Here is a 21,361-nt window from a genome sequence, read left to right as displayed (position 1 = left end):
ATTAATTCGTTGCGTTGAGCCTATCGATCTTCTCTTTAAATTTTGCGATCGCTTCTTTATCCAGTGAGTTGTCAATGCATTTACCGGCATCTTCAAGAATAGCTTCACTCTGCGTGATAATTTCCTTTTTGTAATCTTTAGAAACGGCTTCTTGCTGTAATAAATGACTTAACACATACAGCATTTTTTGCACCATCACTGCGTCATTTTTACAGTATTGCCTTAGCGGCGAAAAGACATAATACAGGATTTCTTTAAAATCTATTGTGCGCAGAGCAGCAACTTTGCTTCCATCTTCATTGATTAAAAAACTGAAGTCATGTTTACGCATACGGAGGGTAAAAAGTTCAGTAAGATAATCTAGGCAGCTATTTGCCGTGCCGGGATCATTAATCCCCGGGCTCATCGCTTTTACAGCGATCTCTGTGAGTTGCTTGAATCCCAGAACATAATTTTGTGAAACGATCTCACTACGAGAAAACCCAAAACAAGAGATCAATCTTTTTATTTCTTTTTTACTTAGGTTTTTATTGCATTTTACGAAAGCAGCACCCTTAACGGTAAAAGTACCTTTTGCAATAATGATGTCTAATTTACAATCTGCATCATGGCAAAGGTCTATGAGGCTTTTTTCATCAAGTGTTTGTAAATAGCCGGTTTCTCTGCTTTCAATTACATTCCAGTTCTCTGTGTCAGGATAATTATGATCATCACCGCTGTCGTTATTAGAGATCAGTTGTTCTAAGCGATTTTTTGACTTGTTATAAATGTCCTCGATAATATTATTGATCTGTATTGCTTCAGATATGCTGTGAATAAAATAGATAAAGCAGGCAAGAACATTAAGCACAAGAAAAATTGACAATAGTATTGCCACACCGGGCAGTTCTGTTTTATCCTGAGTAGGTTTCACCGCAAGGAGAATAAGAATACAATAAGTCAAAACGCCCATGTAAAATCCCAGAACGTATTGATGTTTTTTATTGCGAATAAGTCCCGGTAAAATGCGCGGAGAATAATTTGATGAAGCCTGGCTTAGCAACACCATCACCATTGAAAAGCTAAAAACCATAAGCGAGAAAATCCCAGCAATAAAGGTGCTTAGCAGACTTCGCGCTGTCTCAGCATCGTTGATAAACAACTGCGGAACTTCTTCAATAAACCATTTTGATATGCCTTCTTTTTCAAGGAAAAGCATAATAAAACCAAGCATTAAACCTGAAAATGTGAGTAAAGTAGGGTAGAATGCGATCTTAGTCGTGATGCGCTCAAAAAGCCATTTTAGCCTGATGTAGATTTGCTTCATGGTTTAAAATTCTGCATTTTAAACTGAAGCTATTAGCGGTTTTGCAATATGTTAACAGCAAATGTTACTGCTCTAGATTGTTTTCTCTAAAGGCAGACGGAAGCAATTCTGGGATGTATTTTATCAAAATAGGCAATAGCAAACTTCCACCAGGAAGTAAAAAGATCGCAAGCGATGGGATGCTTTTACAAATATCCAGTAATTGCGCTTTTACTTTTTTACGCTCATCTTTAGTAAGATCGCGCATAGTGCTTTGTCCCAGCAATTTTACTAGTTCGCCGCTTTCTAAGATTTCTTGTAGTAATCTATCCTTATTTCTTAAAACAAGCACTTTTACCGTGCGATTAGTTTGCTTGTAAAAATTCTTAAGCGGATTGCTATAATTAAGATAAGAAATACTGTTTTTATGTTCTGTAATGAACAAATGCGCAGTGAGAATGGCATCATTACAGATCTCATTATTTAGATCAAGTTGCTGTGCTAATCTGCGTAGAAATATATTTTCCTGCTGCTCGATCTGGTTATCTTCCCAAACGGTGAGTGCGGCAAGATCCATAATGTAGCGCTGTTCCCATTGGGTTTTAAAACCAGTAAAAGATAATTCTTCAAGCTTTGAAACTTCACGCACAAGATTCTTGTTGTATCTCAACGATTTCTCGAAAAGTTGTATCAACAGATCGTCATAATGTTTTTTAGTTCCCTTTTTTGTGAGCGCTAGCCAAAGCGTGTTCATCACAGCAGCTTCAAGGCCTGAGATGTAATCTGCAATATCATTATGACCTTTAAGAAATTGCTCAAATCCCAATACATCCAGAAAAAGCAAAGCATTTGTGATGAGGTGACTAAAGTTCTTTTGCAACAAAGGCTCATTAGTCTGAATCCGAGAATGTATTCTTTTTTCTAACGCGCTTGCTGTGCGGTTTTTGCGCGTAAGAATATATTCCCTTTCGGGGGAAATGATCTCGTAATAAGCAAGAGCATCTTCAACAAAATCTTCCGTCTTTCTTTCATTGGAAGCGTGAACAAAAATCAAACAATCTAGAAGATTGAGTTTTGTGAGCTCTAATTCTGTCAGCGTAAATTTCGACGAAAGTCTACTTAAAGAAATGACAGATATACCATAAATAAAACCGCTTTCTCTGATTTTTAGGTAATAGTCATGTGTAGAACCAGTGAGAGATTCTTTTTCTAATTGATGTAATTTTTTATTTATCCAGCCCGCTGATGAAGGATTCATACTTCTTAATTCTACTTCAAAACTACGTGGGTTTTGTGAGATGTAAAAGTTTAGATGGAGCGTAAAATGTTAAATAAAATTTTAACACTTTTTATTGAAACCAAGTTAGATGTAACTGCGTAAGTATGGTACAATTAGGTTAGAATTTGGAAATTATGATCCAAGAAAAAAAATGATTTTGTTTTATTACGTTGAAAAAGAAATAGAATATCAAAAATAATGGTTGATTAGTTTTTTTGGATTTTTTGTTAGTTGCGAATCGCCCGTTCTTTAACGGGCGATTCCTATTTATAACAACTATTGAATTTTAAAAATGGGAAGTTTTAAGCGCCTACTGCACCAAGGGTGTAAAGCTGCTCAAGGGTAGGAGATTCGCTACCACCTTCTGGCTCAAGTGTGATACCAAAGGCTTCTGTCTCGTTAGGATTGCTAAGCTCAAACAGTTTTGTAGAACTTTGGTTAAAACCAGATAGCAAACCAATACTTGTAGGTGTAAGTGGATCTAGTTTAAGAGACCAAACCTGATATTCTTTACCTTCTGGAGCTTCAGGAAGACCAGATGCATCTATGATCGCTTTGTTTTGTTCTTTATCCCAAAACACATTTACATAAGCATCAGGAGCAACCTGCTGTCCTGCAAGCGGTACGCGAATAAGATCAGTATCGCGGTACAGCTCAATAATTTGCTTTGAGGTTGCAAGTTTTGCATTAGATTCTTCAATCTCAGTTATTAAAACTCTGTTTTGAGTCTCAACTACTTCTACATCATGCTGTAAAGCTTTGTTCTTATTAAGCAGGCTAACGATTCCCACTAAAAGTGCGAGTGTCGCTGCAATGCTAATGTACATGATGATGCGAGATGTATTATCCTTCTTATTAATGCTTATAACTTTAGAATTGTCATTAAATTTAAGCAATAAATTATCTAGCAGCTTTTGAGGATCATAAGGAGATAAGCCCATTGCAAGTTGCTGCAATGCTTGCTCAATAGCCTCTACTTCTTCTTTAACTTCAGGGTTTTGTTTAAGCATAGAACTTACTTTAACACTCTCTTCTTCAGGGAGTGCACCGTACACATAAAGTTCTAGTATACCCGAGTCTATGTATTCTTTTACGTCCATTTAATCTTAGGGATTTAAGATTGTTCTTAATTTATTAATACAAATACGGTTGCGTGTTTTAATGGTACCCAGAGGCATATCTAATTCTTCACTAGCTTCTTTTTGGGTAAAGCCCTTAAAGAACAAAAGATCAATAACTTTTTTGCAAACGGGTTCCAGCTTTTCAATATACTTCTTGATACCTATGGCATCGATCTTACTTGAAAAACTATTTTTTGTTTCGAGTATATCTACGAAATAATCCTCAGTAAGGTTCTTCTTTTGATTTTTAAATGACTTAGATCTTAATTTATCTATAGATGCATTGCGAGCAATGTTTAGCATCCACGTGAAGAAGCGCCCTTTTTTAGAATTGTAACTTTTAGCATTATCCCAGATCTTTATAAAGACATCCTGCAAAACTTCTTCTGCAACTGTAACGTCTCGAACAATACTGTTAATTACTCCAAAAATACTTTCAGAATACATACCATAAATTTCCTGAAATGCCTTTTGATCTTTCTGCTGAAGGCGGGCGATGAGCTCGTCTGGTTGCATAAATTATTGAAGTTTTGTTAGTTGTGTTAAGATATAAAAAAAAAGTAACCCGTAGGTTACTTTTTAAGTCTGTTATTTAAGCATTGCTTATTCAATAATGCCACCGCACATAACTCTTGCGCCTGCGGCACCACTAGGTTGAGATGTAAAATCGTCAGCACCTTGGTGAACGATAATACCTTTACCTACAATATTTTTAGTAGCGTCTTCACATCCTATACACCACTCATCTGTAGTCATAGAGATAGAACCGTTACCGCTAGCATCAGCTTCAAAGTTTCCTATATCTCCTTTGTGGTAACCTTCAGCAGCTCCCCATTTACCATGGTTTTCATGCGTTGGGTTCCAGTGTCCACCAGCTGATTTTCCATCAGGTGAAGTACAATCTCCAGTTTCGTGAATGTGAATTGCGTGTGTACCTTCAGATAAACCTTGAAGAACGGCAGTCATTTTTACTTGTCCGTCTACTTCTTCAAAAGTTACAGTACCGGTTGCACCGCTATCGCTTTTTGGCTCAAGGTCAAAACTAATTTCCTTAGCCATTGCTGTTTCTTCCATCTCTGTGCTATCATCCATCTCAGTTTCCTCAGTCATAGCATCTTCTCCATCTGTCTTCTTTGTTTCCTTACAAGCGGTCATGCTAACCATTGCCGAAAGAACAAATAGTAAAGTGATTTTTTTCATAATGATTTGTTGTGGTTATTAGTATTAGAGTTTAAAAGTAAAGTTTCAAACTTGGCTATCCAAAGAATTACAATTAGCTTAACATTAAGAAAACAGATAAACAGTGGCCTCGTGTGATATTTCTTTTGACTTAAAGTCAAAAAAACTGAGCTGCGATCTCTAGTCTAATTATTTACAAATTCTTCTGGTACTGCAATTTGCAAAGCGGTTTTGTTAATATACGCCTCAACTTTAGTTTCATTGCCTATAAATTCACCGTCTACCTGAAGCGCCACAGGTTTTTTACAATAAATTGTTACTTGATCTGTGCGGATGGTTTTTACAAAATCAGGATCTTGAACGGTATCGCCTTTAAGCGTTTTGAGAATTTCCCAAATGTCTAGTTTTTTAAATACAAGCACTTCAAATTTGCCGTCGTTCACTTTACCTGTGGGATTGATATTTGCTCCTGTACCAAACTTTGATGCATTTGCGATCGCGACCATGATTCCTTCTTCGTCGTGTGTCTCGCCGTTTGCTTCAATTTTATATTTAAAAGGAAAATCTTCTTGAATTAACGTAGGTATTGTGTTTATGAGGTAGCCAAATTTCCCACGAATACTGCTCTCATCATAATTACGTATCAAAGCGGCATTGATACCCACATCTGCGATGTGCAACGATGGATGACCGTTAATTTCTAGCATGTCAAAATCTATAAGATGATCCCCTAGCGCGATCTCTATTTGTTTATCAAGATCATCAGGAATGTCAAGATTTACCGCAAGACCATTTGCTGATCCAGAAGGTAAAATGCCTAATGCGATATCAATTTTTCGGGCGATTTCTGCGATGCACACAATGGTGCCATCACCTCCCGAAACTAAAATTCGGTCTGCTTTAAATTCTTTATTGATTTCAAGAATGTTCTGCTCGTCATTTTCACCATCAGTTTCATATTTCTTGAGTGTAAGATTCCTTTTCGCGCAAGCGTTCTCAACCGCATTAATTATTGGAGATTTATCGTTGCCGCCGGCAATGGGGTTAATTACTAAAAGAACGTTATAAATGGAGGACATGGGTTTTGTTTTGATCGAAAATAGCTATTTTGACGAAAGCAAACCGTTAATAATTTACCAATAGAATGAAGCTGGATCTTAAGTTATATCGTGGATACGCGAATGATAGAGAGCTTGTAGTTTTTGGTCATGTGTTTAAATCGCGCAGTCCTGATGCCTATGAATATGACAAAAAAAAGTTAAGACATGCGCTTACAATAATCCAGATCTTTAGGGTTAAACCGGTAAATAATGTGGAGGTTGAGCTAGACTTTAAAGGGACTAAAGTAAAGACCAAAACGATGGAGGATGGTTACTTTAGATTCAATGTGCCCTTTGATCAAGAGATAAAAAGCGGTTGGCATACGTATACGGTTTCGGCAAATTGCGATGGCGATATTTCTACCGCGCAGGGAGAATTATTGAAGCCTTACAAAAGTAAAGTTGGGATAATTAGTGATATTGACGACACGTTTTTAGTCTCACACAGCAACAACATTTTTAAGAAGTTATATGTTATGCTTACGCGAAATATAGACCGCCGCAAGATCTTTGACGATGTGGTAGAGCATTATAAGCAGTTAAGCATTGCTGGCCAGGATGCAAAGGAAGCCTCAAATTCATTTTTTTATGTTTCGAGCAGCGAGTGGAATTTGTATGAATTCATAGAACGCTTCGCCCGTAAAAACGAACTGCCAAAAGCAGTGATCAAGCTTAAAAAATTAAAAACCGGTCTACGTGATTTTGTGAAAACCGGTAGAGGCGACCACGATCATAAATTCACTAAAATTCAGGATATAATTAGTTTTTATCCGCTTATCGATTATGTGCTTCTGGGTGATGATTCGCAACAAGATCCTAATATTTATGAGCGTATTTGTAAAACCTTCCCTAAGAATATAAGAGCGGTTTATATCAGACAAACCGGTTCAAAACAAAATGAGAATACTAAGAAAGCATTAAAGAATATAGAATCTATGGATGTTTCCACCTGCTATTTTAAAAAAAGTAGTATAGCCTTAAGACACAGCAAAGAGGTTGGGATAATCAAATAAAAAACCCCGCAAAAGCGGGGTTTTTAGTTTTAAGTTTTAGTCTATTGAGAACGACTGTACTTCTTTAAATGGAGACAGATCTAACGCCTGGATGGTGTCTTGATATCTTGGCCATTCTTCCTCATAGAATGTATTTACAGAGGTAAGCGCTTCTCTTAATTCATCTTTGGCTTGCGCCAAAAGTCGATTCTCTGTATCTGTAAGTCCTTCTGGTCTGCTGCTAATGTAGCTACTCGCAGTACCAATGCGTGTCATCACATTTTGCTCGGGGCTTCTTACAATACCTTGTCTATCATCTTCCTTACCGATGAATAAAGCGATCTGATTATCGATCTTCTTGATGATCTCTTCTGAAGCTTTGATCTCAGCTTCATATTGATCTTTACCAGCATCCTTCATACGCTTGATAAAATCCTGAGCGGTATTCTTACTTTGTACTAATTGCTCTACAGCATCAGCTGCGATTTGAGTGCTTTTCTCAAGATCTTTACCGCTATAATAGATGTCTTCAAGAGTTTTCTTACTTTGATTCAATCTAGGGTCAGACTTTACATTAATAGTCTCAGAAGATTTTTCAGTTCCATAAACTACTTCAACTTCGTATGATCCAGGTCTTACTGATAATCCACCGCGTTCGCGATCGCCTTTTCTTAAAGTACGTGAAGGTCTGTCAGCTCCTTTTTCATCCATGTACCATCTGAAGTTGTATAAACCAGCTTCTTCTGGAACTTTTGTTTTAAGGGTTCTTATCAATCTACCTTTGTCATAGATATTCAGTTTTACTGTATCCCATTTTTTCTCAGCATCTTTAGCCGTATTAGGACGAATAAAATAAGAGATCTTAGCTCCTGTAGGTCTGTTTACACCGCTATAAATTGCATCTGCTGCAAATCGAGTTCCTGTAGGTTGTTGATATGCATTTTGATAAGCTTCGGTAGGAGGGAAGACTTGTACAGTTCCCGGCTTTCCGTTCTCAAAGTTGTTGAGCATGGAACTATTTCGCGCAAGCGCTCTTAATGGTTTAATATCATCTAGCACCCAGAAGCTACGCCCAAAAGTCGCTATAACTAGATCATTTTCTCTAGGATGAATAACCATGTCTTTTACCGGCACAGTAGGGAAACCTTCTGTCCATTTTGTCCAGGTTGCTGCAGCGTCAATAGAAACATACAGTCCGTCGTCTGTTCCTAAGAACATCAATTCTGGAACCTTAGGATCTTCAATGATCGAAAGCGTGTAACTCTTAACATCACTACCATCTACGATGCGCTCCCAAGTTTTACCATAATCTTTTGTTCTATAGGCGTATGGTGTGTAATCGTTGCGGCGATAGTTATTCGCGATAAGCAATGCTTGTCCTGGTATATTTTTGTTTGCTCTTATTTGTGCTATCCAGCTACCTTTTGGAAGACCCTCTAAGTTTTCTGTAAGATCCGTCCAATGGCCACCACCATCTCTTGTAACATGCACACGGCCATCGTCTGATCCCGTCCAGATCAAGCCCATCTCAGCTTCTGATGGTTCTATTACAATGATAGTATTGTAGTTTTCAGCGCCAGTTGCGTCTAGAGTTAAGCCACCGCTTTCGGCTTGTTTTTGTTGTTCAGGATCGTTTCTTGTAAGGTCTGGTGAGATCACTTCCCAAGTTAGACCGCCGTCAAAGGTTCTATGAACAAACTGAGAACCAAAGTAAAGTGTCTTATCCTGAAATGGAGAAAGAGCGATCGCACTATTCCAGTTGAATCGTAATTGAACATTAGGATCTGGATGCGTAGGTCTTACAGAATAGTTATTACCTGTTTTTGCATCAAATCTACCCACATATCCTTGCTGACTCATAGACCAACCTTTTTCTACGTCTGTAGGATCTGGTACAACGTCAAAACCATCACCAAAGGAAATCTCCTGCCAGTATGAATTGCGAATACCTTGTGATTTTAAAACATAAGCCGGACCTCTCCAGCTACCGTTATCTTGCATACCACCATAAACATTGTATGGATAGTCATTATCTACAGCAACGTGATAAAATTGTCCTACTGGGATATTTTCAGCAAATCTCCACGTGTCGCCGCCATCTCTTGTGATGTATAATCCACCATCGTTACCATCCATCATAAAGTCTGGATTTGTAGGGTGAATGTACCATGCATGATGATCTGGGTGAACTCCATTATCACTACCGTAAGAAGGCATGAGTTCTTTAAAACTTTTACCGCCATCTTCAGAAACGTTTACATAGGTGAAGATAGAATATACTCTATTTTCATTATCTGGAGCTACATAAATATCTGCATAATAAAATGGGCGATTACCTATTTCATTCATGTCGTTATTTACCATTTTCCATGATTCGCCACCATTGTCAGAACGGTATAATGCATTTTTTTTAGACTCTACATACGCGTAGACAACATCACTTTTGCTAGGAGCGATCGCAAGACCTATTCTACCCAGCTCACCTTCTGGTAAACCGTCTTCAGATTTAAGTTTTTTCCAGTTCTCACCGCCGTCGTAAGTAATGTATAGACCAGAACCTTTTCCGCCACTTTTAAAGAAAAATGGATCACGATGATGTTCCCACATTGCAGCGATCAATTTATTAGGATTGTTAGGATCCATCACAAGGTCTGCGGTTCCTGTTCTGTTATTTACAAAAAGAACTTTTTTCCAAGATTTACCGCCATCTGTGGTTTTAAACACACCGCGTTCTGGATGATCACCCCATGGCGAACCTATTGCTCCTGCATAAACAACATCAGGATTGTTAGGATCTATAATTACACGATAGATATTACGTGTATTTTCAAGGCCCATGTTCTTCCAGGTTTTTCCGCCATCTAGAGATTTAAAAATACCATAGCCGCTATTCACACTATTACGAGGGTTTCCTTCTCCTGTTCCTACCCAAACCACGCTAGGGTTTGACTGTTGTATAGCTACAGAACCTATTGAAGCAGTTTCTTGATCGTCAAAAACCGGCTTCCAGGTTACACCGCCAGAAGTAGATTTCCATAGTCCGCCAGAGGCAGAACCTGCATAAATAATATCAGGATTGCTGGTTACCGCATCAATTGCAGTAACACGGCCGCTCATCCCGGCAGGACCTATATTTCTAGGTTGCATGTTCTTAACCAGAGACATGTCTAACTTTTGAGCGCTGGCAATCAGCGGAATAATAAAAATAAATAGAATGGGGAGTTTCCTCAACATGTGCAGAAGTATTTAAATTATAGTACTAGTTGTCTAATTTATACTTTTTTTAAAAGTAATCAGGCGTATTCGGGCACTTTCATGGCATTTTCAATAATGCAGATCAGGATTTTTCTTTGGGCGTCCATCCAGCAAGTGTGCTGTATGCCGGGCTTTCGGCAGTCGCTTTTTTTCGCCGTAAGGCTACAAAAGAGCTCCAACAAATGCCTCAATCCCTGACGCAACATTAACGTAAGCTTATTAAGTACTTACCAAATGTTTAACGAACGCATCTATACTTTTACATCACTAAAATCAAATAAAATAAACTGAAAATGAAAAAGATATTTTTAACTCTTGCCGCTGTATCAATGCTTGCAGTAGCTTGTAATGATAAAGAAAAAAAGACTGAAGATGAGATGACAGATGAAGTAGCAATGGAAGCTACAGAAATGGAATCTCCAGATGCAGATCTTGCAGATGAGCAAAATACCATCGCAGACATTGCTATGAGCAATGAGAATTTCTCTGATCTTGAAGGTGCTGTTGTAGCTGCAGATCTAGGAGAAACTTTAAAGAGTGAAGGTCCTTACACCGTTTTTGCCCCAACAAATACTGCTTTTGAAGCAATACCACAGGCAGATAGAGATGCATGGATGAAGCCAGAGAACAAAGAGAAATTGGCTACAGTACTTAAGTATCACGTAGTGCCAGGTAAATTTACAGCAGCAGATATTCAATCTGCAATTGAAGAGAATGGTGGTAGTTTTGAGATCATTACCGTACAAGGTGAGAAGATCACTGCAACCTTAGATGGTAAAGATGTTGTGCTTACTGATGCAAAAGGTAAAACTGCTAAAGTTGTAATGACAGATGTAGAAGCTTCTAACGGTATCATTCACGCGATCGATGCTGTTGTGATGCCCGCAAAATAATTTTCGGCGTAAGCCAGAACATAAATCCTCGTCTTATTAGACGGGGATTTTTTTTTGAGGTTACTTTAACGTCAGCATGTTTTTAAAGCATTTATAAATCCTGTAATTTTAGAAGATATGAAGAAGAAACCGCGAGAGAGGGGATTTAGTTTTAAAAAATACGAAGCCCCAGAGCAGCCGCTTTTTGATAAGCTACTTGATATTTTTAAGGAGCTTATTACGCATACTTCGGGAGATTTTGATGAAGCGCTAGACTGGCTCAAAGAATTAGATAAAGAATATAATCTTACCACAGAAGATTACACCTTAGATGACTTTGTAGAAGAGCTTAAAGAAAAAGGCTATATACGCGAGGAGATCAAGCCTGACGGCAAAAATGGGATGAGCATAACCGCAAAGACCGAGAAAGCCATAAGAAAAAAAGCGCTTGAGCAGATCTTTGGCAAGCTAAAGAAAAACGCACAAGGCAATCATCGAACCAACAAAATGGGTAGGGGAGATGAGCAAACAGGAGAATTTAGAGAGTATCAATTTGGCGATCCTTTAGAGCGAGTTTCAATTACCGAAAGTCTCAGAAATGCGCAGATCAATCATGGCTTGGGCGATTTTAATCTCAGCGAAAATGATCTGGTCGTAGAGCAAACGCATCATAAATCGCAGATGAGCACTGTGCTTATGATAGACATAAGTCACAGTATGATTCTCTATGGCGAAGATCGCATCACGCCGGCTAAAAAAGTGGCCATGGCGCTAGCCGAACTGATCACTACACGTTACCCAAAAGATACGTTGGATATCTTGGTTTTTGGTAACGATGCATGGCCTATTAAGATCAAAGATCTTCCGTATTTACAGGTCGGTCCGTATCACACAAATACCGTTGCCGGACTTCAACTTGCGATGGATATTTTAAGACGCAAGCGCAATACAAACAAGCAAATTTTTATGATCACAGATGGTAAACCCAGCTGTGTGCGTGAGCCAGATGGATATTACTATAAAAACAGTGTAGGCTTAGATGACTACATCGTGAATAAATGTTATAGCATGGCGAGTCAAGCTCGAAAGTTGAAAATCCCCATCACCACGTTTATGATCGCTCAGGATCCTTACTTAATGAAGTTTGTGCGAGAATTTGCTCAGGCTAATCAAGGAAAAGCTTTTTATACCGGTTTAGAAGGCTTAGGCGAAATGATCTTTGAGGATTATGAGACTAACAGAAAGAAAAGAATTAGATAAAAAGGAAAAACTACACGAATGTCAAAACCAAATATCACCACTTTAAAAGCACTTAAAGATTCTGGTTATACAAGCAAAAGCATAAAAGAAGAGTTGCGTGCAAATCTTCTTGAGAATATAAAACAAGGTAAAAACTCTTTTGAAGGAATTCATGGTTATGAATACACCGTGATCCCAGAGCTTGAAAGAGCAATTCTATCCAAACATAATATCAATTTATTAGGATTAAGAGGTCAGGCAAAAACAAGACTGGCCAGATTAATGGTGCAGTTGCTAGACGAGTGGATGCCTGTTATTGCCGGCTCTGAGATTAACGATGATCCTTTAAAACCCATTTCGCGTTCAGCGGTAGAATTACTAGAAGAAAAAGGAGCTGAAACTCCGATAGATTGGGTGCATCGCGACGAGCGATTTTTTGAAAAATTAGCGACGCCAGATGTAACCGTAGCTGACCTTATAGGAGATATTGATCCTATTAAAGCGGCTAATTTAAAACTGAGTTACGCAGATGAGCGCGTGATACATTACGGGATGATACCACGAGCTAATCGATCAATTTTTGTTATCAACGAATTACCAGATCTACAAGCACGTATTCAGGTTGCGTTGTTCAATATTTTGCAAGAAGGAGATATACAGATTCGTGGTTTTAAACTGCGCTTGCCGCTAGATATGCAATTTGTGTTTACAGCAAATCCAGAAGATTATACAAATCGAGGAAGCATTGTAACGCCGCTTAAAGATAGAATAGGTTCACAGATCTTAACGCATTATCCGCATGATATTGAGATCGCAAAAACTATTACGCAACAAGAAGCGAGCAAGAATAACGTACAATCTGATATTGTAGAGGTGCCACCATTTGCGATGGATCTTCTTGAGCAAATTAGCTTTGAAGCGCGTGAAAGCGAACTTATAGATGCTAAGAGTGGTGTGAGCGCTAGGATGAGTATCACCGCTTTTGAAAATCTTCTTAGCACGGCAGAGCGTCGCGCGTTGATCAACGGTCAAGAAAAAACTACGGTGCGCATGGGAGATTTCTTAGGGATAATCCCTGCGATCACCGGTAAGGTAGAACTTGTTTATGAAGGTGAGCAAGAAGGTTCTTCGGCTGTCGCCCAAATTCTACTAGGTGATGCGATAAAAACACTCTTTAGAGATAAATTCCCAGAGATCAAGAAACTTGAGAAAGAGTCTGAAAAGAATCCGTATGATGAGATCGTGAATTGGTTCTTTGATCAAACTGAGTTTAAACTTCTGGATGACATCAAAGATGAAGAATATAAAAAAGAGCTAGACAGAATTGAAGCGCTAGATGCTTTGATCAAAAAATACCAACCAGAAACAGAACCTGCAGATATTTACTTCTTAAAGGAATTTGTACTGTGGGCGCTGGTAGAGTTTAAAAAACTTAGCAAATTCCGCCTTACAGAAGGGATGAGGTTTAAGGATCTCTACGGTAGTTATATCAGCGGAATTTAAACATAAAAAAACCGGCTTTTAAAGCCGGTTTTTTTATTTCTAGTTATCTCTAATATCAAATTCTGTTCTTCGATTCATTCTGTGATCTGCTTCAGTACATTGTCGTACTTCACATTCTACAGCAGGGTGGCCTTCTCCTTCTTCACGCACTTCAAGGCGCACAGGATTTACACCATTTCTCACAAAGTAATCTCTTACAGATTCTGCTCTGCGACGCGCAAGATCGTGGTTGTAGATCTCTGGTCCGCGAATGTCTGTGTAACCTGTGATAAGGATATTCACATCAAGATTGCTTTTTAAGATATCAAGTAATCTTTCAACTTTCGGGCGCATGTCTCTTCTAATAAAGTCTGTGTCAAAGTAGAAGTAAATAGGCTCATACTCTGTTGCTGCAGCCTCAGACTCTTCAGTTTTATCTGTTTTGGCTATAGCCAAATCTAAACTTACGCGCTTCTCATTGCTATTATTGAAAGTTACTTGCTTTTCTACAGTTTCATATCTGTTTTTTGTAACCTTCACATTATATGATCCTTGTGGTAGACTTACTTGATATTCTCCAGCTTCATTAGTATAAACGATCTCAACGATGTCATTTTGAGCATCTCTAACAATAACTTTTGCATCAGCAATAGGCTGACCTGTTTCATCATCTTTAATCGTACCTGTGATAAAATAGCTTGCTTCATTAAAAGCATAGATCTTGTCCTTTCCGCTGCGGTTTGAAGAGAAATATCCGCTCCAGTTTGCTTCATCGATCGCTAGGGCAAAATCATCACGGCTTGTGTTGATATCTGCTCCCATGTTTTTCGCTGTAGCGAAACCATTACCTGCACCTGTGCTAAAATAAAGATCCAGACCGCCTAAGCTATTAATGCGATCGCTTGAGAAATACAGGTTTCCTTTTTGAGAAATAAAAGGAAATTGATCAAGGCCTTCGCTATTTATGTTCTCACCGAGGTTTTTTGGTTTACCAAAACTACCATCAGCATTTACGGCAACTTCATAAATATCATAAGAACCGTAACCACCGCTCATATCACTTGAGAAGTACAATTTCTTGCCATCTGCGCTTAGTGAAGGGTGAGCGACACTATAATTTTTACCGTTGAATGAAACAGGCTCAATGTTCGTCCACTTGCCATCTTTAAATTCTGCTTTAAAGATCTGTAGTAATGAAACTCTAGCGCCATTAACTCGTGTTTTGTTCTTTGAATTACGAGTAAAATACATGGTCTTACCATCTGCAGAGAAAGTAGGATTACTTTCGTGCAGATCTGTGTTTATTTCAGAGAAAAACGGCTTGATGTTAGTGATCATCCCGTTTTGTACTTCACCTTGAAAAAGATCCAAAAATGGTTGTTGATTCCATTCATAAATGGGTCTGTCTGTATTTCGCGAAGACGTAAAAACAAGTTTACCGTCATATTCTACAGCACCAAACTCAGAATAATTTGATGAGGTACTTAACGTCTCGATAAAATAACGCATTGGAGTCTCACCCATATCTGCTTGTATGCTGTTAAGAATATCAACTTCTTCACCTGTGTAATCGCTAAGAAGTTCGTTTGCTAATTCATATTCCTCTAGAGATTTTGCAGCATTAGCATAACGCAATTTAAACGCATCATCAGGATTGAATTTGTCAAAAAGCTCTTTATAAGTAGTGCTGGCTTTTGCATAATTCTGCGTGTAATAATAGCTATCTGCCAGCTTTTCTAGAAGCTCTTGAGTTCTATCGTTTTGTTTTTCAAAAATAGTGATCGCCTCAGGAAAGTTCTTGCTCGCAAATTCTTGAGATCCTTTTTTATATGTCGCTTCTTGCGCGGTAATGCCTTGCATAACAAATAGCATAACGCACACTGATAAATACTTTTGTAAATGTGTCATAATTTACTGGTCTGTTTAAGAGGTTATTTTAGAAGAATCTTGGAGATTTAGAATATTCGGCTGTAAAGCCAAACAGACTAAAATCAAATAACACCATGATCTCATGGCTACCACTGCTGTAATTACTAAGATTAGAAGTGGTGTAGTCATAAGCATAGCCCAGTTTAAGACCAGGAGAAACTTCAAAATTAAATAGTCCAGTTACAGCATCGCCAAAGCGATATCCTACACCTGCCTCAAACTTCTCTAAGAAAAGTACGTTTGCATTAACATCTAATTCAAACGGAGCACCTTTTACACCTCTTGCCATAAAAGAAGGCTTGAACTTCACATCATTATTGATGTCAAACACGTAACCTGCAGTTAAGAAAATATGTGTTGCTTCAGCTCCCAAGGTTTTTACACCATCCTTACTTTCAAGATGGTCGTTTGCAAGAATATTTGGCGTACTTAAACCCACGTAGTATTTATCAGTATAATAAAATGCACCAATACCTATCACTGGGAAGGTCTCGTTTATCATTTGACTAAATGCAGGATCTGTACTCATGTTACCGCTGTTAAATTGCAGTTGAGTAAAATCGGCATTAAAAAAGCTAAGACCCGCTTTCATACCTAACGATAATTTTCCTGCATCAGACACCGGAATGTTGTAAGCAAAATCTGCGTTAAGATTTGTTTCTTTTACAACATCACCTATTTCGTCATGAACGAGATTAAGTCCCATTTCTATACGCTCAGACAAGGCTGCGTGGGCAAAGAAAGTTCCTGTTGTGGGAGCGCCATCTATGCCTACCCATTGTGAGCGGTAAAAACCACCCACATTCATTGTGCCTATTTCACCGGTAGCATACGCTGGGTTCACGACACTCATGTTATACATATATTGAGTGTAAGAAGGATCTTGTTGTCCAAAGGTTTTAATACCAATAAGGACGATCGCTGCAAAAAGTATATTTTTCAATGTTCTAGTTTTCATATTGATTATCCTTTTATCTGTTTAGGTAAATATGACCTTGTACTGGTTTTGTTGATCCATCATTGTAGTTAAGGATGTAGAAGTAAACACCATTAGGTAAAACTCCGCTTCCTAAACCACCTTGGTTAGAACGTCCATCCCAGTCACCAGTTCCCGCATTTCCTTTAAATACAGTCTGACCGTTACGGTTAAAGAACTCAATAGTATAATCAGGATAAACCAAATCAATATTTCTAATTTCAAAAGTGTCATTTACACCATCGCCGTTCGGCGAAAAGCCATCAGGTATAAACAATCCGTCACACGCTGAAAGATCAACGGTAAGAGCTACACGAGTGCTTCCTTCACAACTTCCGTCTAAAGTAGCAGACGCATAATAAGTCGTACCATCTGTTAACGTAGTAGTGGTTGCAAGAGCAGTGCCGCCGGTATTTGTATCATAAACTGAAACACCTGTAGCTGGCTGAAGTTTTGCAATAAGATCTGCGATAGTAGGCGAATCATTTATACAGAACTCAAGAGCTTCAGCGATAGTAGGCGGTGCTGGGTCAACTACATTAAATGAACCAGTAAGGTTAGTTAACGAAGTACACTGTGTTGCTACACTCATTACAGAAGTAATAGTAACGTTAGTAATTCCACCATTCATGAGCAGGCTTCCGTCAAGCTCAAAGCTTGATGCGCCGTTAACGAATGATAATGTAGCACCAGTTTCAGCTTGAGCATTTGCACCATCCACGACATAAGTGATGATATAATCGCCATCCATTAAAGCTGTAGCATCTGTGATGATAACATCAGAACTATTGCCGTAGCAGATATCTGCGATAGTTAGTGTTGCACCCGTTGTATCAGGTAGTGGAGTGATCTCAAAATCTGTTGTAGCAGAAGCGCTCGCAGCATCGCAACCAAATTCACTTGCAATGTCAGTGATCGTCACAGTTTGTATTCCGGCGGAAGCCAAAAGATCTGCATCTATAAGGAAAAGTCCTTCACCACCATTTAAGGCAAAAGTTGCTGTATTTCCAGTTGATGCGTTCGCTCCACTAAGGTCAAAAGTAACTGTGTAATTTCCATCTACCAGCTTAGTAGAACTTATTGTTGCTAACCCAGATTCTGCAAAACAAATATCCATAGCATCTAGCGATAGATCGCTTGCGTCAGGAATAGGATTTACATCAAATGTTACACTAGCCGCTGTGGTATTTGTACAGGTGGTAAGTGTATTTGTAGCAGATGTAATAGTGAAAGTTGTAGTACCAACTTCTGTTAATGATGAAGCAAGAACCGTAAATTGAGCAACACCATCTGTAACGGTTATTGTTGCATTAGTTTCGGCCATTGCATTGTCACCAGTAAGCGTGTATGTAATATCATAGTTGCCATCATCTAGTCCAGTTCCTGAGTATGTGATCACAACGCTATCACCAAGACAAGCATCAGTAGCTGTAAGATCTTCGCTAGCTACTTGCGGAGTAACATTAATATCAAAACTATAAGCGATCGCTAAAGCATCTGTAAAGCAATCAGACTGATCATTTGTTACAGTAGTTACTGTAATAGTTGTTTCACCAGTATTTGCAAGGTTTGCAGGGTCAATATCAAAGTTTCCTTGTCCTGCTGATACAGGAACATTAGTAGCAAAATAAGAACCCTCATTTGCACCACTTAATGTGTACATGATCGTGTAGCTACCGTCTGCAAGAGCAGGAGCATCTAGGGTTACATTAAAGTTAGTTTCATCTGCACAAGTATCAGGAGTGCTTATGCTAGCATTTGTAAGATCTGGTGTTGGAGTAACATTAAAGTCTGCTATAAGCATACTAGCAGCCGTGCTACAAGATGTAGAGGCATTTGCAATACTATCAACAGTTACTGTGTAAGATCCTGTAGCTGTAAGAAGAGAAGCATCTACACTAAAGCTAGCCTCACCGTTTGTCACAGTAATCGTGTCAGTTAATCCAGTTGAATTATTAGCACCGCTTAATGAGTATGTAATAACGTAATCTCCATCACTCAAATTTGCATTAGGATCTGTTAAGAATACTGTGCCTGCATCACCTAAACATACAGTCTCGAGCGCTGTTAGTGCAGTTGAACTAAGATCAGGATTTTGATTCTGAGTAAACGTAACCGAAAGATCATTTACAACAGAGCTACAAGCATTACCAGAATCTTGCTCTACAATACCTGTGATTGTGATCGTGATCTCGCTGTCATCAGACAAGTTGCCTGTGTCGATGTTAAAGGTTGCATTACCACCAGTAAAAGTCACTACTTCATCTACAGATATAGTAATAGCATTTTCGCTAGTAATTTGATAAGAGATTTGATAAGAACCATCAGCAACCGTAGCACCGGTAATTTGAGCAAATGGGCTTTCGCCAAAACAAATATTCTCGATCGTAAGTGTGCTTTGCTCAAGTGTTGGCACTGGAGTTATCTCATAACTTGCGTTTAAAGGCAGACCCGCTGTAGGAGAACATGTAGGAAAAACTCTAACGAAGTTTGTAACTACAAGATCTTTGTTTCCTGTTTCAGCAGAAAAAGATGCCGGAATATCAAAAGATGTATCACCATCTACGGCTGTTACTTCAACCGTTTGTTCTACACCATTAATTGTATATGTAAGATTATATTCCCCATCAGGGATGTTATCAACAGAATCTGTAATTGAAGCTGTAACGATCTCATTTTGGCAAGAATCTTCTACTGTAAGTGTACTGTTGCTAAGGTCTGGGTTAGCATAAATAGTAAAGCTTGAAGCAGGAGAAGAGAAGTTAGTCGCATCACAAGTAGAGATGGTATTAACAATGTTTGTGATCGTCAGAGTAGAAGTACCGTTTACTAAAATAGAAGGGTCTAAGGTAAACGAAGCCATACCATCGGCAAACGTCACGGTTTCAGACAAACCAGTTTGATTGATATCACCGGTGATATCATAATCAATAGTAAAGTCTCCATCACCTAGTCCAGAATTTGAATCAGTTAGATAAACTGTTACTGAATCATCCTCACAAGTGTCTGCCACAACCACGCTCACTTGCTGAGCATCAGGAATAGGCGAAACTTCAAAAGCATCAGTAATATTTGCTGTGGTTACACAACCTTGACCAGTTTCAAAAGAATCAATTCTAATAGTATATGATCCTGTAGAAGGAATTTCGGTAGAAGGAATAGTTCCAGTTCCTTGACCACCGCTTATAGTTACAGAACTTGCATTGTAAACTTCACCATCCGGACCGTCAATGGTATAAGCTACTTCGTAAACACCATCTTCTAACTCTATCTGTGGAGTGTTAGCTGCGTCGCTTATGATAAATGTTGCATTATTGCCTTCGCAAATAGGCTCATTAACCACAACTTGAGAATCGCTAGGATCTGGCATTGCATTAATAGAGATCGTGTCTGTGAGTTGTGGGATTTCTGCCGCACAGTTATTTGGCGAACTAGGATCAATAATTTCAGTGATCTCTACAGTTGCATCTCCCACTGCCGTGAAAAAGTTACTGTTAAGATCAAACGTAGCTAAACCATCAGTAAAAGTAATGCTGATAGTTTCAGAACCTTGGTTAGGAGCAGGGCCTACTTGATAAGTCAGTTGGTATGTCCCATCAGGGATAGTTGCGGTATTATGATCAATCTCTGCAGTAACATTAAGCGGAAGCTCTGCAAAACAAACATCATCACTAGGCTGAGTGATTGCAAAAGTTGCTCCATTAAAGTTTAGAACATCCTCAATTTCAATTGAAACATTAGTTGTTGAAGGAGCACAAGCAGGGTTAAGTGGATTAACCGTGTATGAGAATGAGTAAATACCAGGACCAAAGGAGTCTCTTATATTTTCAACATCGATAAAAGAATCTTGAGTAGAAGATATTTCATTTGTTCCGCTGTTCTCAGTCCAAATTCCACCTTGATCTTCGCCCATCAATACATCTTGAAGGTCAAAACTTGTAAAAGCAGAAAGATCATCAGTCTCACAAAATATTTGCTGCATTGCTGTACCGCTTTCTGGAGTTCTTATTACTTCAAGTTGCACAGTACTACTTGATGAAGGGCAAGCTCCTTGAGCAGGAACTGTATAAGTAAATGTGTAATTTCCTGGCCCGGCTTGCTCTGCATTAAAAAGAGAACCCATTAATGAGCCAGAAGGCGCATTAATTGAAGACCAAGAACCATCCAGAGTAGGACTTGGGCTACTTCCTGTAAATTGAAAAAGATTTACACTGTTATCATCACTACATGCTACAACATTGCTGTTGTTCTCTCCTGGGAATGATCCCAAGGTTACGGTAACGATTGAAGAGTTATCTGTACAACCAGATTGCCCTTCTACAGTATACGTATAGGTAAATACACCACCGATTATTACTTCATGAGTATCTAGTACGCCAGTAGTTCTGTTTAATCCGCCGGTGTTATTGTTGTTTGTCCAAGTTCCTCCTGCAACAGCATTGGGGCCTAGAGCGGCAAATAAATCTAAATAGCGATTATTAGACTTATTACATTCAATCAGGGACGCATCATCTCCAGCACATTGCGCGAATGATTCGCTGTAAAATGCTGTAAGAAAAATAGTAATAAAAAGATACGAGACCCTCGTAAGAGTAAAAGTTTTAATCATAAAATCACGGGGTTAAAATTGATAACTATTTGAGGTGTAGTTG

General features: G+C 38.7%; 14 protein-coding genes. 4 read left to right on the top strand and 10 right to left on the bottom strand.

Translation table 11 applies throughout. The features are described from left to right. Position 1: 1 nt before the first annotated feature. From ACZ5L8_RS07680 to ACZ5L8_RS07655, 6 genes are all read right to left on the bottom strand, one after another. Positions 2-1,306, bottom strand: a complete 1,305-nt coding sequence (locus ACZ5L8_RS07680; RefSeq protein WP_464440672.1) for a DUF2254 domain-containing protein — start codon at positions 1,304-1,306, stop codon at positions 2-4. A 64-nt stretch (positions 1,307-1,370) separates the two neighbouring features. Next, a complete protein-coding gene (locus ACZ5L8_RS07675) occupies positions 1,371-2,543 on the bottom strand; it encodes an LETM1-related biofilm-associated protein (protein ID WP_464440670.1) in 1,173 nt (390 codons plus the stop codon). 323 nt (positions 2,544-2,866) lie between these two features. Beyond that, on the bottom strand, positions 2,867-3,664 hold the full coding sequence (locus ACZ5L8_RS07670; protein ID WP_464440668.1) for an anti-sigma factor: 798 nt from the start codon (positions 3,662-3,664) through the stop codon (positions 2,867-2,869). A gap of 6 nt (positions 3,665-3,670) precedes the next feature. Then, positions 3,671-4,201 (bottom strand): RNA polymerase sigma factor, encoded by a 531-nt coding sequence (locus ACZ5L8_RS07665; RefSeq protein ID WP_462597972.1) that lies wholly within the window; start codon positions 4,199-4,201, stop codon positions 3,671-3,673. 87 nt (positions 4,202-4,288) lie between these two features. Further along, positions 4,289-4,885, bottom strand: coding sequence for a superoxide dismutase family protein (locus ACZ5L8_RS07660; RefSeq protein WP_464440665.1), 597 nt, complete (start codon positions 4,883-4,885; stop codon positions 4,289-4,291). A 164-nt stretch (positions 4,886-5,049) separates the two neighbouring features. Beyond that, the gene (locus tag ACZ5L8_RS07655; protein ID WP_464440663.1) at positions 5,050-5,943 is read right to left on the bottom strand and encodes a diacylglycerol/lipid kinase family protein; all 894 of its coding nucleotides are present in this window, start codon (positions 5,941-5,943) and stop codon (positions 5,050-5,052) included. A 65-nt stretch (positions 5,944-6,008) separates the two neighbouring features. Between ACZ5L8_RS07655 and ACZ5L8_RS07650 the strand changes: the two genes are divergently transcribed. Then, entirely contained in the window at positions 6,009-6,977 is a 969-nt protein-coding gene (locus ACZ5L8_RS07650) for an App1 family protein (protein ID WP_464440662.1), read from the top strand. Between the two features lie 36 nt (positions 6,978-7,013). On the opposite strand, the gene ACZ5L8_RS07645 is transcribed toward ACZ5L8_RS07650, so the two are convergent. Beyond that, the gene (locus ACZ5L8_RS07645) at positions 7,014-10,190 is read right to left on the bottom strand and encodes a WD40/YVTN/BNR-like repeat-containing protein (protein ID WP_464440660.1); all 3,177 of its coding nucleotides are present in this window, start codon (positions 10,188-10,190) and stop codon (positions 7,014-7,016) included. Between the two features lie 314 nt (positions 10,191-10,504). Between ACZ5L8_RS07645 and ACZ5L8_RS07640 the strand changes: the two genes are divergently transcribed. From ACZ5L8_RS07640 to ACZ5L8_RS07630, 3 genes are all read left to right on the top strand, one after another. After that, positions 10,505-11,104, top strand: coding sequence for a fasciclin domain-containing protein (locus ACZ5L8_RS07640; RefSeq protein WP_464440658.1), 600 nt, complete (start codon positions 10,505-10,507; stop codon positions 11,102-11,104). 117 nt (positions 11,105-11,221) lie between these two features. Then, positions 11,222-12,343, top strand: coding sequence for a vWA domain-containing protein (locus ACZ5L8_RS07635; protein WP_464440656.1), 1,122 nt, complete (start codon positions 11,222-11,224; stop codon positions 12,341-12,343). 18 nt (positions 12,344-12,361) lie between these two features. After that, complete coding sequence (locus ACZ5L8_RS07630) at positions 12,362-13,825, top strand: magnesium chelatase (RefSeq protein ID WP_464440654.1); 1,464 nt, start codon at positions 12,362-12,364, stop codon at positions 13,823-13,825. 39 nt (positions 13,826-13,864) lie between these two features. On the opposite strand, the gene ACZ5L8_RS07625 is transcribed toward ACZ5L8_RS07630, so the two are convergent. The 3 genes from ACZ5L8_RS07625 to ACZ5L8_RS07615 are packed head-to-tail and all read right to left on the bottom strand — an operon-like array spanning position 13,865 to position 21,318. Further along, entirely contained in the window at positions 13,865-15,712 is a 1,848-nt protein-coding gene (locus ACZ5L8_RS07625; protein ID WP_464440653.1) for a carboxypeptidase regulatory-like domain-containing protein, read from the bottom strand. Between the two features lie 28 nt (positions 15,713-15,740). Continuing rightward, a complete protein-coding gene (locus tag ACZ5L8_RS07620; protein ID WP_464440652.1) occupies positions 15,741-16,676 on the bottom strand; it encodes a PorP/SprF family type IX secretion system membrane protein in 936 nt (311 codons plus the stop codon). A gap of 28 nt (positions 16,677-16,704) precedes the next feature. Beyond that, on the bottom strand, positions 16,705-21,318 hold the full coding sequence (locus ACZ5L8_RS07615) for a T9SS type B sorting domain-containing protein (RefSeq protein WP_464440651.1): 4,614 nt from the start codon (positions 21,316-21,318) through the stop codon (positions 16,705-16,707). Positions 21,319-21,361 lie beyond the last annotated feature (43 nt).

This window comes from Leeuwenhoekiella obamensis, assembly GCF_055391795.1.
Note: the sequence above shows the minus strand (reverse complement) of the source record. Positions and strands in the feature narration are given on the sequence as shown.

Excerpts from the sequence above, each read along its gene's own strand:
- ACZ5L8_RS07680 (WP_464440672.1), bottom strand. The coding sequence starts at position 1,306 with ATGAAGCAAATCTACATCAGGCTAAAATGGCTTTTTGAGCGCATCACG.
- ACZ5L8_RS07675 (WP_464440670.1), bottom strand. The coding sequence starts at position 2,543 with ATGAATCCTTCATCAGCGGGCTGGATAAATAAAAAATTACATCAATTA.
- ACZ5L8_RS07670 (WP_464440668.1), bottom strand. The coding sequence starts at position 3,664 with ATGGACGTAAAAGAATACATAGACTCGGGTATACTAGAACTTTATGTG.
- ACZ5L8_RS07665 (WP_462597972.1), bottom strand. The coding sequence starts at position 4,201 with ATGCAACCAGACGAGCTCATCGCCCGCCTTCAGCAGAAAGATCAAAAG.
- ACZ5L8_RS07660 (WP_464440665.1), bottom strand. The coding sequence starts at position 4,885 with ATGAAAAAAATCACTTTACTATTTGTTCTTTCGGCAATGGTTAGCATG.
- ACZ5L8_RS07655 (WP_464440663.1), bottom strand. The coding sequence starts at position 5,943 with ATGTCCTCCATTTATAACGTTCTTTTAGTAATTAACCCCATTGCCGGC.
- ACZ5L8_RS07650 (WP_464440662.1), top strand. The coding sequence starts at position 6,009 with ATGAAGCTGGATCTTAAGTTATATCGTGGATACGCGAATGATAGAGAG.
- ACZ5L8_RS07645 (WP_464440660.1), bottom strand. The coding sequence starts at position 10,190 with ATGTTGAGGAAACTCCCCATTCTATTTATTTTTATTATTCCGCTGATT.
- ACZ5L8_RS07640 (WP_464440658.1), top strand. The coding sequence starts at position 10,505 with ATGAAAAAGATATTTTTAACTCTTGCCGCTGTATCAATGCTTGCAGTA.
- ACZ5L8_RS07635 (WP_464440656.1), top strand. The coding sequence starts at position 11,222 with ATGAAGAAGAAACCGCGAGAGAGGGGATTTAGTTTTAAAAAATACGAA.
- ACZ5L8_RS07630 (WP_464440654.1), top strand. The coding sequence starts at position 12,362 with ATGTCAAAACCAAATATCACCACTTTAAAAGCACTTAAAGATTCTGGT.
- ACZ5L8_RS07625 (WP_464440653.1), bottom strand. The coding sequence starts at position 15,712 with ATGACACATTTACAAAAGTATTTATCAGTGTGCGTTATGCTATTTGTT.
- ACZ5L8_RS07615 (WP_464440651.1), bottom strand. The coding sequence starts at position 21,318 with ATGATTAAAACTTTTACTCTTACGAGGGTCTCGTATCTTTTTATTACT.